This window comes from Butyricimonas sp. (genome assembly GCF_019423355.1).
Classification (GTDB): Bacteria; Bacteroidota; Bacteroidia; order Bacteroidales; family Marinifilaceae; genus Butyricimonas; species Butyricimonas faecihominis.
Map to the genome: position 1 here is coordinate 1 of NZ_JAHZBP010000001.1, position 13,971 is coordinate 13,971.

A 13,971-nucleotide genomic window follows, 5' to 3' on the forward strand; every position below is an offset into this window, starting at 1 on the left:
AGCTAATTCGCTACGCTTTGCCCAAATTTACTTTTTCGCTATGTGTTTATTTTAATCAATTAAAAAGGATATAATCTTATAAATTATAGCGACTTTGGTGATTGAAACTTAATGCATCAATTACAATGGCAAAAATTACCGTTCAAAATACAGACATTAGTGTAGTCAAGTACGATGAAGAAGACTACATCAGCCTTACGGATATGGCAAGAAGTCAACTGCAAGAGCATATTATCTTCCGTTGGCTTAGTCTTAAAAGCACGATCGAATACCTTGGAGAATGGGAAATGCTGTATAACCCTGATTTTAATTGTACCGAATTCGGTACAATTAAAAATGCGGCGGGAAGCAACAATTTCGTACTTTCGGTGAAAACGTGGATAGAACGGACGAATGCAATTGGTATCCGTTCTAAAGCTGGGCGCTACGGCGGCACGTACGCACATCGGGATATTGCATACCATTTCGGTATGTGGATTTCTCCTAAATTCCAATTACTTCTTGTTAAGGAATACCAACGATTAAAGACTGAAGAGCAAAGGCTACTCGGTTGGTCGGCGAAGCGTGAATTGTCGAAAATCAATTACCGTATACACACTGATGCTATAAAGAAAAACCTTATTCCGGCAGAAGTCACAGCGGCATAAGTGAGCATTATTTATGCCAATGAAGCCGACGTCCTGAACGTGGCGATGTTCGGTATGACGGCAAAACAATGGCGGGAAGCCAATCCCGAACTGAAAGGAAATATCCGTGATTATGCTACTATCAACAAACTGATTTGCTTGTCGAATATGGAGAACCTGAATGCAGTGTTTATCGAACAGTGTATGACACAAAGAGAGCGTCTTGTTAAGCTAAACCAAATAACCATTCATCAAATGAGTATATTGGAAAGTGGTGACAATAGCAGCCGTAAGTTACTTAAATAAAGAATTATGGAGTGCAAGGATTAGTTATTGCCGTGGATGAAACGGGTAAGCATGGGGTATTGATTTCGTTGGATGAAGAACGAACCCAATGGTGGAACCGTCATTGCTAGCGCAGGCTTATCCGGCGAGTGATGTCCAAGAGAGTTCCCCAAAGGTGTTTGCTTTTGGGGAATTTTTATGCTCATTTCTTAAATTATCCTTTATCTTTGTCATGATGTGTTCAGAGAATAATTAATAATGTCAGTATATGGCAGATGATTGCGTGATCCGGGTGACCGGTTTGAAAAAGAGTTTTCCCAAGGGGAAAGAGGTTTTACACGTGTTGAAGGGTATCGATATGGAAATCCGGCCGGGAGAGGTGATCGGTTACCTTGGGAGTAACGGGGCGGGGAAGTCCACGACCGTGAAGATTATGTGCGGGTTACTGGAGGATTTTGAAGGGAAGGTGGACGTGTTGGGGTATGATGTTCGGGAAAATGATATAGAGGTGAAGAAACGGATCGGGTATATCCCGGAGAATGCCGTGATGTACGAGCATTTGACCCCGATGGAGTACTTGGAGTTTATCGGAGCCATGTACGGGCTGGACCGGAAGGAGGTGAACCGGAAGGCTGACGAGTTGCTCTCGTTGTTCGAGATGAGGGAGAACCGGGACGAGAGAATGGTGAATTTCTCAAAGGGGATGAAACAGAAGGTGCATATTATTTCGGGATTGCTGCATAACCCGGAAGTGATTTTCATGGATGAACCTTTGAACGGGTTGGATGCTAATGCGGTGATTATCGTGAAGGAGGTCATTGCTCGCTTGGCGAAAGAGGGGAAAACGATCTTTTATTGCTCACATCTGATGGATGTGGTGGAGAAAATAGCCAGTCGGGTGATTTTGATTAACGAAGGTACGATTATCGCTAACGGTTCGGTTCGGGAGTTGATGGAGGAGGCCGGAACGAGTTCTTTGGAGGGATTGTTCACGAAGTTAATAGGAGCCACGGGGCAGTCGGAGAAAGCGGAACAGATTGTAAACGCTTTTGAAAACAGGGAGTCATGATTAAGGTGGTGGCACAAATTCTGCGGCTCTTTCAAGGGGTGTTTACCCGTATGGGCGTTGATTTCGACCGGATGCTGGCCATCGTGACGGTGAAACTGACGGTGGATAACCGGATTGACCGGAGTGGACGGAACAAGAAAAACGCATCGAATGCGTTGATGAGGCAGGGGATTTTACTCGGAATCTGTGGGCCGATCTTTTTCTTGACGGGAATAGCGTCGGGAGCTTTCGGGGTGTCGCTTTTGTTATTCCAGTCGTACCTGTTTCTGATGTTGATGATGAGTTTTATGATGGAATATTCCCGAATTCTTTTTGACGGGAACGATAATCATATATTGCAGCGTTTGCCCGTGAATTCTAAAACGATACTGGTTGCTCGTCTCGTGTCGATGCTGGTGTACATGTTTTTTCTTTCCGGTTGTATGTCGGTGATCCCACTGGTGATTGTCTGTTTTTGGAAAGGGGTGATGTCCGGGGCTTTTTTCATTATTTCCGTGTTTCTGAACACGATTTTCACGTTGCTTTTTGCTAATGTTATTTATCTTGGGGTGATGCGCTTTATTTCCGTGGAGAGGTTTCAGCGGGTGATGAGTTATGTTCAGGTAGTATTGATTGCCGGGGTGGCTTTGAGCTACCAGTTGGTCGGGCAGTTAATTCATAATATTCAATTGGATATGTTTCGGCCGGGGACTTGGATGTATTTTACGCCACCTTGTTATTTTATGTCCTTGACGGTGATGGTAAAGCAACCGACGGGACCCGCCTTGTTGCTGGCGTTGATCGGGGTAGGGCTTGTTGTCGTGCTTGGTTATATCACGGTGGCTTATCTTGCTCCTTATTTTGCGGCAAAAGCGGGGGTGTTGAATTCGTACTCACCCGTGAGCAAGAAACGTAAGGGGGGAAAGGAGGGATGGCTTTACGGTTTAGCACGGGTGTTTGGTCGGAACCCGATGCAGGTGACCGGGTTTGTCTTGGGATGGCGTATGACCCGTGATAATTTGAAGTTCAGACAAGGCGTTTTGCCCATGATGATTTACACGATGTTCTTGGCCGTTTTCTTTTTATATCAGGGACGACAGGAGGAAGCTGGCGGCATTGCTTATTATATGCCTCTTTACATGATGGCGATGATTAGTATCGGAATCCAGATGAATATGTCAATTACGGATAAGGGGGATTTACTTTGGCTTTATCGTTCCAAGCCGTTGGAGCGTCCGGGGGCCTTGATCCTCGGGTGTTTCAAGGCTTTGTTCGTGAAATATTATCTTCCGGTTTACGTGTTGCTCTGCGGGATTTTTGTTACGATGCTGGACTGGGTGATTCTTCCGGACTTGTTGTTTATTCTGGTCGTGAGTACGTTGGTGAGTTACATTTATCTATGGTTTTCTGGGATGCTTTTTCCATTCTCGAAAGAGAAAAGTTCCATGGATTCCGGGCGGAATATGTTGCGGGTTATTGTACTGATGTTTATGCTGGTTCTTGTCGGGGGAGCGCATACGCTGGCTATGCGGTTGTCGTGGTTTGGAATCTGGGGAGCTATCGTGGTGATGTCGTTTCTCGTTTTCTTGATGGAATTCGTGATATGCCGCGTTTCTTGGCGGAAGGTGATTTCTAACTATTAATATGTTTGAGGGTAATCGTTCCTGAATAGAAACCGTAAAAGTGGTAATCTTTACGGTAATTTGTATACAACTTGTACGGCTTGAATCTCATACCTTTACATCATAAAATTAGAAGTAATGGGTATGACATTTAAAATTGAAATAGTATGAGTATAAAGACAATTGTAGTAACAGGAATGTTGCTCCTTGCCGGAACAATCGTAAGCGGCCAAACAAGTACAAATCAAGTAAAAGAGAAGAATATGGAAAAGTTAGAATTAGTGAAAGAATGGGATAAGGTATTTCCACAGAGCAGCAAGGTAGTTCACGAGAAAGTGACATTCCGTAATCGGTACGGTATCACGCTTGCCGCGGATATGTATATCCCCCAAAATGTGGAGGGGAAATTGGCAGCCATTGCGGTGAGCGGTCCTTTCGGGGCTGTCAAGGAACAATCGTCCGGGCTTTACGCGCAAACGCTGGCGGAACGTGGTTTTCTGACGATCGCTTTCGATCCTTCTTACACGGGTGAAAGTGGAGGCCAACCCCGGTACGTGGCCTCGCCGGACATTAACACGGAAGACTTCAGTGCTGCCGTTGATTTTCTTTCGACTCGCGATGATGTTGATCCTGAACGTATTGGAATTTTAGGTATTTGCGGGTGGGGTGGTATGGCTCTTAACGCTGCCGCGATGGATACGCGTATTAAAGCTACGGTTACTTCCACGATGTATGACATGAGTCGCGTGAATGCCAACGGGTATTTTGACGCGATGGATGCCGACCAACGGTATGAGCTTCGTCGGCAACTCAATGCCCAGCGTACACTTGATGCCAAGAATGGCACGTATGAACTAGCCGGGGGAGTGGTCGATCCATTACCGGATGATGCCCCGCAGTTCGTGAAGGATTATTACGCTTACTACAAAACGCCGCGTGGTTACCACAAACGTTCACTTAATTCCAATAATGGCTGGAATAAGACATCGTCACTTTCATTTATTAATATGCCCTTGTTGGCTTACAGCGATGAAATACGGAATGCCGTGCTTATGATTCATGGTGAAAAGGCTCATTCTCGCTATTTTAGTGAAGATGCATTCAAAAAATTGAAAGGTGACAACAAGGAACTTTTGATTATTCCCGGTGCAAGCCACGTGGATTTGTACGATAATCAGGCAAATGTTATTCCTTTTGACAGGATAGAATCTTTCTTTCGTGAATATTTGAAATAATAAAAATACCCAAGTTCATGTTGATTTTGAACTTGGGTATTTTGTATAATATCATTCCGGATTATAACCCTAGAACTTTGGTTCCTTGTTTGAAGAAAATATCCTTCGGGATGTTAGCTCCCGCGATACGATCTAAGTCTTTCTGTAAGGTCGGGGGAACGATACCCTTTTCTGCAACCAATTTAGTCGCTTTTTGGATGTCTCCGTCTCCTTCGATCGTGATATATTCTCCGGCAATCACTTCGATGTCTTTTTTCATCTTTTCGAAATCTACGGTGTAGTATCCCGTGGTTTCATCTTTGCTGATAGCTCCGCTTTCCATGAAATGGGCGAATTGCATCATGTTAGCTTTTCCGTGGGCGCTGGCAGCACCGAAACGAACGGAACGGAAGATTCCGGCGATAAAAGTCACGTAATTATCCATGAGGTCTTTGTTTTCCAATACACCCCATTCTGCAAGTTTGGTCACGCAGAATAACCCAAGGATGTCCGCTTTACCTTCCTCGATAGAGGTGTAGTAGTTTTGCAGGGCGGAACGAACGTCTTGTTTGCCATTCAGCGTGTATTTAATTCCTAGCCCGTGAGCGACTTCGTGGAACATCACGTTTTCGAAGAAAGCATCAAAACTAATATGTTTTTGTTGATCGGGCGTAATTAACAATTTGGAAATCGGCACAACCATTTTCTCGAATTTGGCCTGCATGGAGTTTTTCAATTGTAGTTTACGACTTCCTTTCGCCGCGTGTACTCTCGGGTCGTTCGGCAGGTTGATAGCGATATTTTTACTTCCGGCATTGCAATCTCCGGCGTAATAAATCACGTCGTAAGCGTTCATGTCTGGGTTAGCATTTGCTTTTTCCTTTTTGTATTTGGCAGGAACCGGTAAATTTTCCTGTAATTTGGGCAAGTATTGAGCGTATTCAGACAAGCGTTTACTCCACTCTTTATCTTTCACGAGGATTTGTCCGGAGTGAGAAGCTTTATACCCGTAGAGTTGATCTTCGTAAGTCTCGATGGGACCAACCACGAAATCCAACGTGTTGTTCTGCATGTCCATCCATGCTAAATCACTGGCTAGGTAATCATCATCCAGAAGGGCTTTTGCTCTTAATGCCAAGTAGTTTTTCAATCCCGGGTCTTCAGCTAGTGCGGCAGCTTCTTCCAGTAATTTGGATGCTTTTGCCACTTCTTCCGGGTAAGCTTCGTGGAATGAAAGCACGATAAGCTTTCCGACTGCATCCCGACGGATAACGCTATACCAGTCCGTTTTGCGAGGATCATCCAGCGCGTCGAATTCTTCTTTCGTCATGTCAGCCGGGTAGAAGTTTGCTCCAAGAGGTTTTGCTCCCACGCCGTCGATGAAAGGTTTGTTGTCGTTTAATCTATCCCAAGGACCATAGTTTATGGAAAGATATTTCAGAGCGGCAGAATCCTGAGCGAATTGTGCCATCAATGCACTCTTATCTCCATAAGCGTTTTGCCAGAAAATGTTTTCCATTATATCGGCGACTTCGATAAGTATGGGAATCATTTTCTTCTCGTTGTCGGTCAATTGGCTCAAATCCGTTGTTAACGGGAATTCAGCATACTGATCTGCAAGCGCTTGGTAGGGGCTTGGCTTCGTTTCTTTCTTGGCCTCTTTACAAGAGAACAAGAAAACACCTAAAGATAGAAGTAGGAATAGTTTTCTCATTTTTATAAAATTTGTGTTTGAGTATTTGAGGGACGAATTTATAAAAAATTCCGTTACCTTTGTGATTGGTAGTCGTGATCATTAATTTTTAGGATGTATAAGGTGAACGATTCTGAGAAAAATAGGAATCAAGAAATATGTAATTTACTTCGTTCCGGAAATCAAAAGGGGATGGAGTTGTTATTTGATGCCTATTATAAACCCTTGGTCGTGTGGGCTGATACGTTTTTACGGGACGTGAACATGGCAGAAGATGTCGTGCAGGATTTTTTCTTTTCCATTTGGAATAATAAAGTTTACTTGAATTTCTTCCCTTCTACTTTGGCCTCTTTGCTTTACGTGTCTGTGCGTAACCGTTGTCTGAACCGGATGGATAAGCAAGATGTTTTTCATCATGCTGTGGACTTGGACCACGTGGATTTAGCTTTCGAAGAGTATAATGAGAATCATGACGCCATCGTGTCGAAGGTGTTGGACGAGATTGCGTTATTACCCGAAAGAAGTCGGGATGTCGTGAACGGGGTGTTTGTCGAGGGATTGAAATACCGGGAAGTGGCCGAGCGTTACGGGATCTCAGTTTCCACGGTAAAAACATTGCTGGGTCTCTCGGTTAAGAAATTGAGAGAGCGATTGAATGAGGAGTTATTCGCAGGATTCCTGTTATTTTTCTGTACTCGAAAATAAAATTTAAAAATTTTTCAAAAATCTATTAGACCTTTTTTAATGTTTCCGGTACTATTGATGAAAAATAGTATGATTTATGCGAAATGGTTTATTAGATCAAGAAACGGAAGAGCGCTTGCTGGCTTATTTCAACGGGGAGTTGGATGAGGAAGGGCGTTTTGCCGTGGAGCAATGGTTGAACGATAGTCCGGAAAATAAGAAGGTCTATCATCAACTGGAAAAAGATGCCTTATTTATTCGTTGGGCGAATCGGGAACAGAAAGTTCACGTGGAGGATAGAGAAGCAATGCTATTTCGACAGATTCGCCGGGCAAAGATTCGGAAAATCGGGTTTCGGGTGGCGGCCTCCGTGGCTGTTCTGGTGGCATTGGGTGGCGTGTATCTGTTTATGTCAACTCCGGCTAAAGAGAATATGCTGGCGGAAAATACACCGATCATACGAGCGAATTATCCACAGGCTCGATTGGTCCTTTCTACCGGAGAAGTTATTGATCTGACGAAAAATACAGATAATATCGTGGAAAAGGATGGTTCCGTGGTGGCGATCGACACGAATAAGGCACTCGTGTATAATCAATCGGGAAACGTGGAAACCGAGAAACCGATATATAACAAGGTTATCGTTCCTCGTGGGGGGGAGTTCTTCCTGACGCTTTCTGACGGGACAGGGGTGTGGTTGAACGCGGAGTCAGAATTGGAATATCCGGTAAAGTTCACTTCGGGAGAGCGTCATGTGAAATTAAAAGGAGAGGCTTATTTTAGTGTAAAGAAGGATACTACAAAACCTTTCTTTGTCACTTCCGGGGCCTATCGTTTACGGGTCTATGGTACCGAGTTCAATATGAATACCTACCATAAAGAACGGATTCAAGTGGTGCTGGTAAACGGGGCTGTTGGCTTCCGGGCAAATGCTTCGACCCCGGAGCGGAGGCTGAAACCGAATCAACTGGGAGAGGCCAACGAGATCACGGGGGAGGTTGAAATTAAAGATGTGGATGTATATTCCTATATTGCTTGGAAGAATCAGGATGTGGTGTTCGTGAACGAAAGGCTGGAATCCATCATGGAAAAAATTGAACGCTGGTATGATGTGAGCGTCTTTTTCCAGAATGATTCATTGAAAGATGTCAGGTTCTACGGGAACGTGCAGCGCTATGCTGATATTCGGGATTTGTTGTTCTTCTTGGAGAAGACATCGGATGTGCATTTCAGCGTGAAAGATCGAACGATTATTGTTAGCAATAAATAAAAAACGGAGAGTTGTGGCGACTCTCCGGAGATTGTAATAACCAGTAACCGCCTTCTTGCAAAAGGTCGTTACCATGTTTAACACAAAATTTGTAAACAAAGTTATGAAAAAAAAGAAAGGATCGTGCTATTTCTTTGGGAAAGCACGAGAAAAAGTTTGGCAAATGATGAAATTACGAATGGTTTTGATCATTTTTCTCGTAGGTTTGACCTCTTTACCAACCATGGCACAAGATCAAACCGTTACGTTAAAATTGACGGATGTGAATCTGTACGAATTGTTTGATGCAATTCGAAAACAGACGGGGTTACGTTTTCTTTATAATGCGGAACAGATGAAAGAAGTTCCTAAGGTAAGCGTTGATGTGAAAAACAAGAAGGTGAAGGATGTTTTGACAGAAGTGTTAACAGGAACTCCTCTTACGTTTGAGTATAACAAAGGGGTAGTAACACTGAAAGAAAGAAAAGCGACGGAAAAACCTCAAGTGAAGTTAATAACGATAACTGGTCGTGTTGTTGATGAAAAAGGGAATCCGATTCCTGGAGCAACCGTTTTAATTCAAGGAACAACACAAGGAGTGGCAACAGATGTTGAGGGTGCATATACGATTAATGTTCGTCCTGATGATGCATTGAGGGTTTCTTTTATTGGTTATAAGACGGAAGTGGTTGAAATTAAAGGGAAAACAAAGATAAATATACGGTTAAATCCGACTGCTGAAAATATTGAGGAAGTGACAGTCGTTGCCTTTGGGGAACAGAAAAAAGAGAGTGTGGTTGCAGCTATTACAACAGTGAACCCAGAGGCGTTGAGATCATCGAGTAGCGATCTTACAACTCAATTTGCTGGTAAAATTCCCGGTATGATTGCATGGCAGACAGGTGGTCTTCCAGGAGCTTTGACAGAAGAAGAAATGAATACGAAGTTTTACATTCGTGGTATAACATCTTTTCAGTCAGGGGCAAATATAGATCCTCTAATTTTGATTGATGGAGTAGAATCTTCTAAATTGGATTTAGCTCGTATCGCACCTGAAGATATAGAATCTTTTAGTGTCATGAAAGATGCTTCTGCTACAGCGATGTATGGGGCTCGTGGAGCTAATGGTGTGATTTTGGTTACAACGAAAAAAGGTGAAGAGGGATCAGTGTATACTTCATTACGTTATGAGGCTATTGCATCTATGCCAACACGTGAAATAGAGGTGGTAGATCCTGTTACTTATATGAAAATGTATAATCAGGCAATTATGGCTCGTAATCCTAATGCAACTCCAGAATATAGTGTAGAGCGTATAGAGAGAACGAATAATCCTAACTATCCATCATTTGTTTATCCTGCCAATGATTGGTATAAGATTCTTTTTAAAGATTATTCTATAAATCATCATATGGGTTTGAATATTCGTGGTGGTTCGAGGGTTATTCAGTATTATGCTTCCCTTAATTATATTCGTGACGAAGGGATGTTGAAAACAGAAAAATTAAATCAATTTGATTGTAATGTGAAGAATAATACAATGACATTCAGGGCAAACTTAAATATTGATTTAAGTGCGGGAATTAGGTTATTGCTTTCTTCTTCTGCTTCTCTTGATAAATATCATGGTCCATTGCAAAATGTTCAGGATATTTATTATCAAGCTTTTACGGCAAGTCCTGTTAATTTTGCCGTAATTTATCCTGCTGATGAAACTTATAATTGGCCGCATATTCGTTTTGGTATGTCAGCAGCGGGAGGAAATAATCCTTACATGAATCTTCATAAAGGATATATGGATCGTAGTCGGTATTCAGCTACAGTTCGTGCAGAATATATTCAAAATTTGTCACAGTTGCTTAAAGGTTTAGAAGTTCGTGCTAGTGTTTCTTTAAATAGGACGGGATATTATACAACACCTTTCCAAACGGAACCTTTTCTTTATCGTTTAGATTCGTATGATTTTGAAACAGGGAAGCATAAACTTTATCCATTAAATGCAGAGACTGCAAAGAGAACATTAAGTGCCGTGAGAGGAGATGATACTCAAGCAACGCAAACTACATACGAGATTCGAGGATTACATACAGCGGCATGGGGAGAGCATCAGACAAGTTTGACAGGTGTTTTTAATATGCAAGAATCAACGGGTTCTCCTGTGGCAGGTGTTTTAGAGGCAATTCCTCACCGAAATATGGGATTGGCTATGCGAGGGACTTATGGTTTTCGTGATCGTTATTTTTTAGAAGCTAGTTTTGGATATAATGGATCAGAACGTTTTGACAAAGGGCATCAATGGGGATTTTTTCCAGCTGTAGGAATGGCATGGATTGCATCAAAAGAAAATTTTTTAGCAGGGGCTTCTAAATGGTTATCCTTTTTGAAGTTTAGACTTTCTTGGGGGGAAGTGGGGAACGATGGAATTATCTCTTCTCCTCGTTTTACACATTTACCAACGCTTTCTCTTGAAACTGTAACAGATCCCCGTCCCAATAGGGGTAATTTTGATAGAGATAGGTTAGTGTCTTATCCTAATAGTAAGATCAAGTGGGAAATTGCAGAACAAGTGAATTTAGGTATTGAAACAAAATTATTTAATGGGTTGTTTGAGGTAAATGCTGATATTTACCAGGAAATACGTCATAATATTATTGACTATAGAATAACAATGCCAGCGACAGTTGGATTGGAAAAATATCAATTAGCAAATGTAGGGAAAGCTCGTTCGAGGGGAATAGATTTATCAGGTAAAATTCAACACGCTTTTAGTAATGATTTTTGGATAATATTAAACGGAACTTTTACGTATAGTAAAGCAGTTTATCTGGAAATAGAAGAAGCTATAGATAAACCATCTTGGCAACGTAAAAAGGGAAAGGAAATATCACAATCAATAGGTTATATTGCGGAGGGATTATTTCAAGATCAAGCGGAAATTGATAATTCACCGGTTCAAGGTGGAGATATAATGCCAGGAGATATTCGTTATAGAGATTTAAATGAGGATGGTGTGATAGACGTTCGAGATGCAACGTATATAGGGTTTCCTGAAACACCACGAGTGATTTATGGATTTAGTGGTTTTATTAATTATAAAAATTTCGAATTTAATTTTGCTTTTCAAGGATCGGGTAAACGAGGATTTTTTATGGATCCGATGCAAATCAATCCTTTTGTGGGAGATAGGGCAATGTTGAAAGAGATTTATAATGACCACTGGAGTGAAGATAACATGAAAGAACACCCTTTCTGGCCTCGTCTTTCTACTCAGTCCATAAATGTTCATAATCCTCAGGAAAATTGGGCGGCATCAAAGGAAGTTCGAAAAAGTACCTATTTTATGCGTGAATGTAGTTTCTTGCGTTGTACATCAATTGAATTGGCATACAATATGCCTCAACGATTGATGCAAAAAATTAAGATGCAGAATTTGAAATTTTACGCTCGCGTTAATAATCCATTTATAATTTCAAATTTTAAAATATGGGATGTTGAATTAGGTAATAGTGGGTTTAATTATCCAATTCAACGGACGTTTTCTTTGGGGTTAAATCTAAGTTTTTAATTTTATAATGACAGAATGATGAAACGTATATATTTATTTTTTTTATCAGTGTCTTTTCTTATCACGGGTTGTGATTATTTGGATATGGTGCCAGAAGATGATATAAAAACTGTTGAAACAGTTTTTGAACAGCGAAAGGATGCTGAGAAGTGGTTGCTTGGTACATATACTGCAACTAAAGATTTAGCTACTAATGTAGCAAAAAATGTTGCTTATTTTGGAACGGATGAGGTTACTACGGGTGAGTATATTCGGAATAGAGGATATGGGGGATTTAAGATAAGTGAAGGATTACAGATGTCTCAAGAACCATATGGAAATGTTTGGGATAACGTGGGTAGTTCCTCTGGATTGTTGTATTACCAGATTCTGCGTAATATTAATATATTTATTGAAAATATAGATGCGGTATATAATATGACAGATGTGGAAAAACGGCAATGGAAGGCAGAAGCAAAAGCTTTAAAAGCTTATGTGTATTTTGATTTAGTGCGTCATTATGGCCCCATTGTACTTGTTCCCAAGAATCTTTCCGTAGATATTGATATGTCTGAATTACGCCAGCAACGTGTTCATGTTGATACTTGCTTTAATGCGCTCGTGCGTTTGTGTGATGAAGCTGCTAAAGATTTATTATTAGGAAATCAAAAACCGTTTGACCGTAAACCGTTTTTTAGTAAAGAGGCGACATTGGCATTAAAAGCGAGAGCTTTACTTTATGCGGCATCTCCGCTTTTTAATGGAAATGAATTTTATTCTGATTTTTTGGATAAAGAAGGTAAGCCGCTTTTTAGCACGAGCTATGATCATGAGAAGTGGCATTTGGCGGCATTGGCTGCTGATGAGGCTGTAAGAGTGGCAGTGGAAGCAGGACATGCATTGTGTTCCGGTACTATTAGTAATCATTCTGAGGTTCTGAATCATATGGAGGATATCGAAAAAAGTGTTATTTCAGATTTTGATAATCAAGAATTTATTTTAGAATGGAAAAGTGTTGCGGGTTTCTCGGAATTACTACTTCCTCGTCTAAGGCCTGAAGATACAGAACATTTTAACTCAGCCGTTCTTGGGAGTTTATCTCCCTCATTGAAAATGGTTGAAATGTATTATACAGATAAAGGGTTACCGATAGATATGGATAAAACATGGAATTATTCTTCTCGGTATTATATGGGAATGGAAAGTGATCCCGATTATACTGATATTGTATTGACGAATGCTGATGTTTTGCAATTGCATTTGCGGCGTGAACCTCGTTTTTATGCTTGTATTGCGGCAGATCGCACGAAATGGCAAAGAGGGCCTAAAGGCCAAGAAATTAATTACAATTTAACGGTTGAGGCTTATAAGGGAGAGAGTTTTGGTTCTCAGTATGACATCGTTTCTAGTACTGTTGCTCAAAATATAAACGGATATTGGTGGAAAAAATTCTTAGAGTCAGAATTAACAACAAAAGAATATGTGGTTAGTGCTAATAGAACATTGCCTATTATTCGGTTAGCAGAACTTTACTTGATGCAGGCAGAAGCTTGGAACGAGTATTTAGAAAAACCAGATGCTAGAGTTTACTCTCCGCTTAACAAAGTTCGGGAAAGAGCTGGAATTCCTGATGTTGTTACAGCGTGGAAGTCGTATTCGAATAATCCGGAGAAAGTGGATAATAGAGATGGGATGCGCGATATTATTCAGCGTGAGATTAATCTTGAATTTGCTCTTGAAGGACACCGTTTTTGGAATTTGCGTCGTTGGAAAACTGCTCATATAGAATTGAACGAGAAACAATATGGTTGGAATGTCTTGGGAGAAAATGCACAAGCGTTTTATAATGATTATAATGGTCCCGTGATTGTGTGGAGTAAATGTAAATTTACAGCGCCACGTGATTATTTATTTCCGATAAAGGCTGAAGAAGTATTAATGTCTAGTCTTGTCCAAAATCCTGGGTGGTAGTATGTTTGTTAATAAAAATCATATTAAATCTTTAA

The 13,971-nt window shown here is 41.2% G+C and carries 8 protein-coding genes and 1 pseudogene; 8 read left to right on the forward strand and 1 reads right to left on the reverse strand.

What is annotated here, in order from left to right; genetic code table 11:
• The first annotated feature begins 125 nt into the window (after positions 1-125).
• The 4 genes and pseudogenes from QVC79_RS00005 to QVC79_RS00020 all read left to right on the forward strand — a co-directional run bounded on the left by QVC79_RS00005 (position 126) and on the right by QVC79_RS00020 (position 4,816).
• Positions 126-932 (forward strand): annotated as a pseudogene (locus tag QVC79_RS00005) (KilA-N domain-containing protein).
• Between the two features lie 247 nt (positions 933-1,179).
• Positions 1,180-1,980 carry an ABC transporter ATP-binding protein gene (locus QVC79_RS00010; protein WP_270544958.1) on the forward strand — a complete coding sequence of 267 codons (801 nt, stop codon included), beginning with the start codon at positions 1,180-1,182 and terminating at the stop codon, positions 1,978-1,980.
• On the forward strand, positions 1,977-3,602 hold the full coding sequence (locus tag QVC79_RS00015) for a hypothetical protein (RefSeq protein WP_124318261.1): 1,626 nt from the start codon (positions 1,977-1,979) through the stop codon (positions 3,600-3,602). Before QVC79_RS00010 ends, QVC79_RS00015 begins: the two co-directional genes overlap by 4 nt.
• Before the next feature lie 242 nt (positions 3,603-3,844).
• Positions 3,845-4,816: an alpha/beta hydrolase gene (locus QVC79_RS00020; RefSeq protein WP_270594760.1), complete on the forward strand. Its 972-nt coding sequence runs from the start codon at positions 3,845-3,847 to the stop codon at positions 4,814-4,816.
• Positions 4,817-4,877: 61 nt separating this feature from the next.
• On the opposite strand, the gene QVC79_RS00025 is transcribed toward QVC79_RS00020, so the two are convergent.
• Entirely contained in the window at positions 4,878-6,509 is a 1,632-nt protein-coding gene (locus QVC79_RS00025) for a DUF8614 domain-containing protein (protein ID WP_124317013.1), read from the reverse strand.
• Between the two features lie 171 nt (positions 6,510-6,680).
• On the opposite strand from QVC79_RS00025, the gene QVC79_RS00030 reads away from it, so the two are divergent.
• The 4 genes from QVC79_RS00030 (at position 6,681) to QVC79_RS00045 (ending at position 13,936) form a co-directional block, all read left to right on the forward strand.
• Entirely contained in the window at positions 6,681-7,193 is a 513-nt protein-coding gene (locus QVC79_RS00030) for a sigma-70 family RNA polymerase sigma factor (RefSeq protein WP_229782934.1), read from the forward strand.
• Between the two features lie 76 nt (positions 7,194-7,269).
• Positions 7,270-8,442 carry a FecR family protein gene (locus QVC79_RS00035; RefSeq protein WP_124317014.1) on the forward strand — a complete coding sequence of 391 codons (1,173 nt, stop codon included), beginning with the start codon at positions 7,270-7,272 and terminating at the stop codon, positions 8,440-8,442.
• A gap of 73 nt (positions 8,443-8,515) precedes the next feature.
• Complete coding sequence (locus QVC79_RS00040) at positions 8,516-11,986, forward strand: TonB-dependent receptor (protein ID WP_287642414.1); 3,471 nt, start codon at positions 8,516-8,518, stop codon at positions 11,984-11,986.
• A gap of 18 nt (positions 11,987-12,004) precedes the next feature.
• Positions 12,005-13,936 (forward strand): RagB/SusD family nutrient uptake outer membrane protein, encoded by a 1,932-nt coding sequence (locus QVC79_RS00045; RefSeq protein ID WP_124317018.1) that lies wholly within the window; start codon positions 12,005-12,007, stop codon positions 13,934-13,936.
• Positions 13,937-13,971: the final 35 nt, after the last annotated feature.

Coding starts and splice junctions, on each gene's coding strand:
- QVC79_RS00015 (WP_124318261.1), top strand. CDS start 1,977: ATGATTAAGGTGGTGGCACAAATTCTGCGGCTCTTTCAAGGGGTGTTT.
- QVC79_RS00010 (WP_270544958.1), top strand. CDS start 1,180: ATGGCAGATGATTGCGTGATCCGGGTGACCGGTTTGAAAAAGAGTTTT.
- QVC79_RS00035 (WP_124317014.1), top strand. CDS start 7,270: ATGCGAAATGGTTTATTAGATCAAGAAACGGAAGAGCGCTTGCTGGCT.
- QVC79_RS00045 (WP_124317018.1), top strand. CDS start 12,005: ATGAAACGTATATATTTATTTTTTTTATCAGTGTCTTTTCTTATCACG.
- QVC79_RS00040 (WP_287642414.1), top strand. CDS start 8,516: ATGTTTAACACAAAATTTGTAAACAAAGTTATGAAAAAAAAGAAAGGA.
- QVC79_RS00030 (WP_229782934.1), top strand. CDS start 6,681: ATGGAGTTGTTATTTGATGCCTATTATAAACCCTTGGTCGTGTGGGCT.
- QVC79_RS00025 (WP_124317013.1), bottom strand. CDS start 6,509: ATGAGAAAACTATTCCTACTTCTATCTTTAGGTGTTTTCTTGTTCTCT.
- QVC79_RS00020 (WP_270594760.1), top strand. CDS start 3,845: ATGGAAAAGTTAGAATTAGTGAAAGAATGGGATAAGGTATTTCCACAG.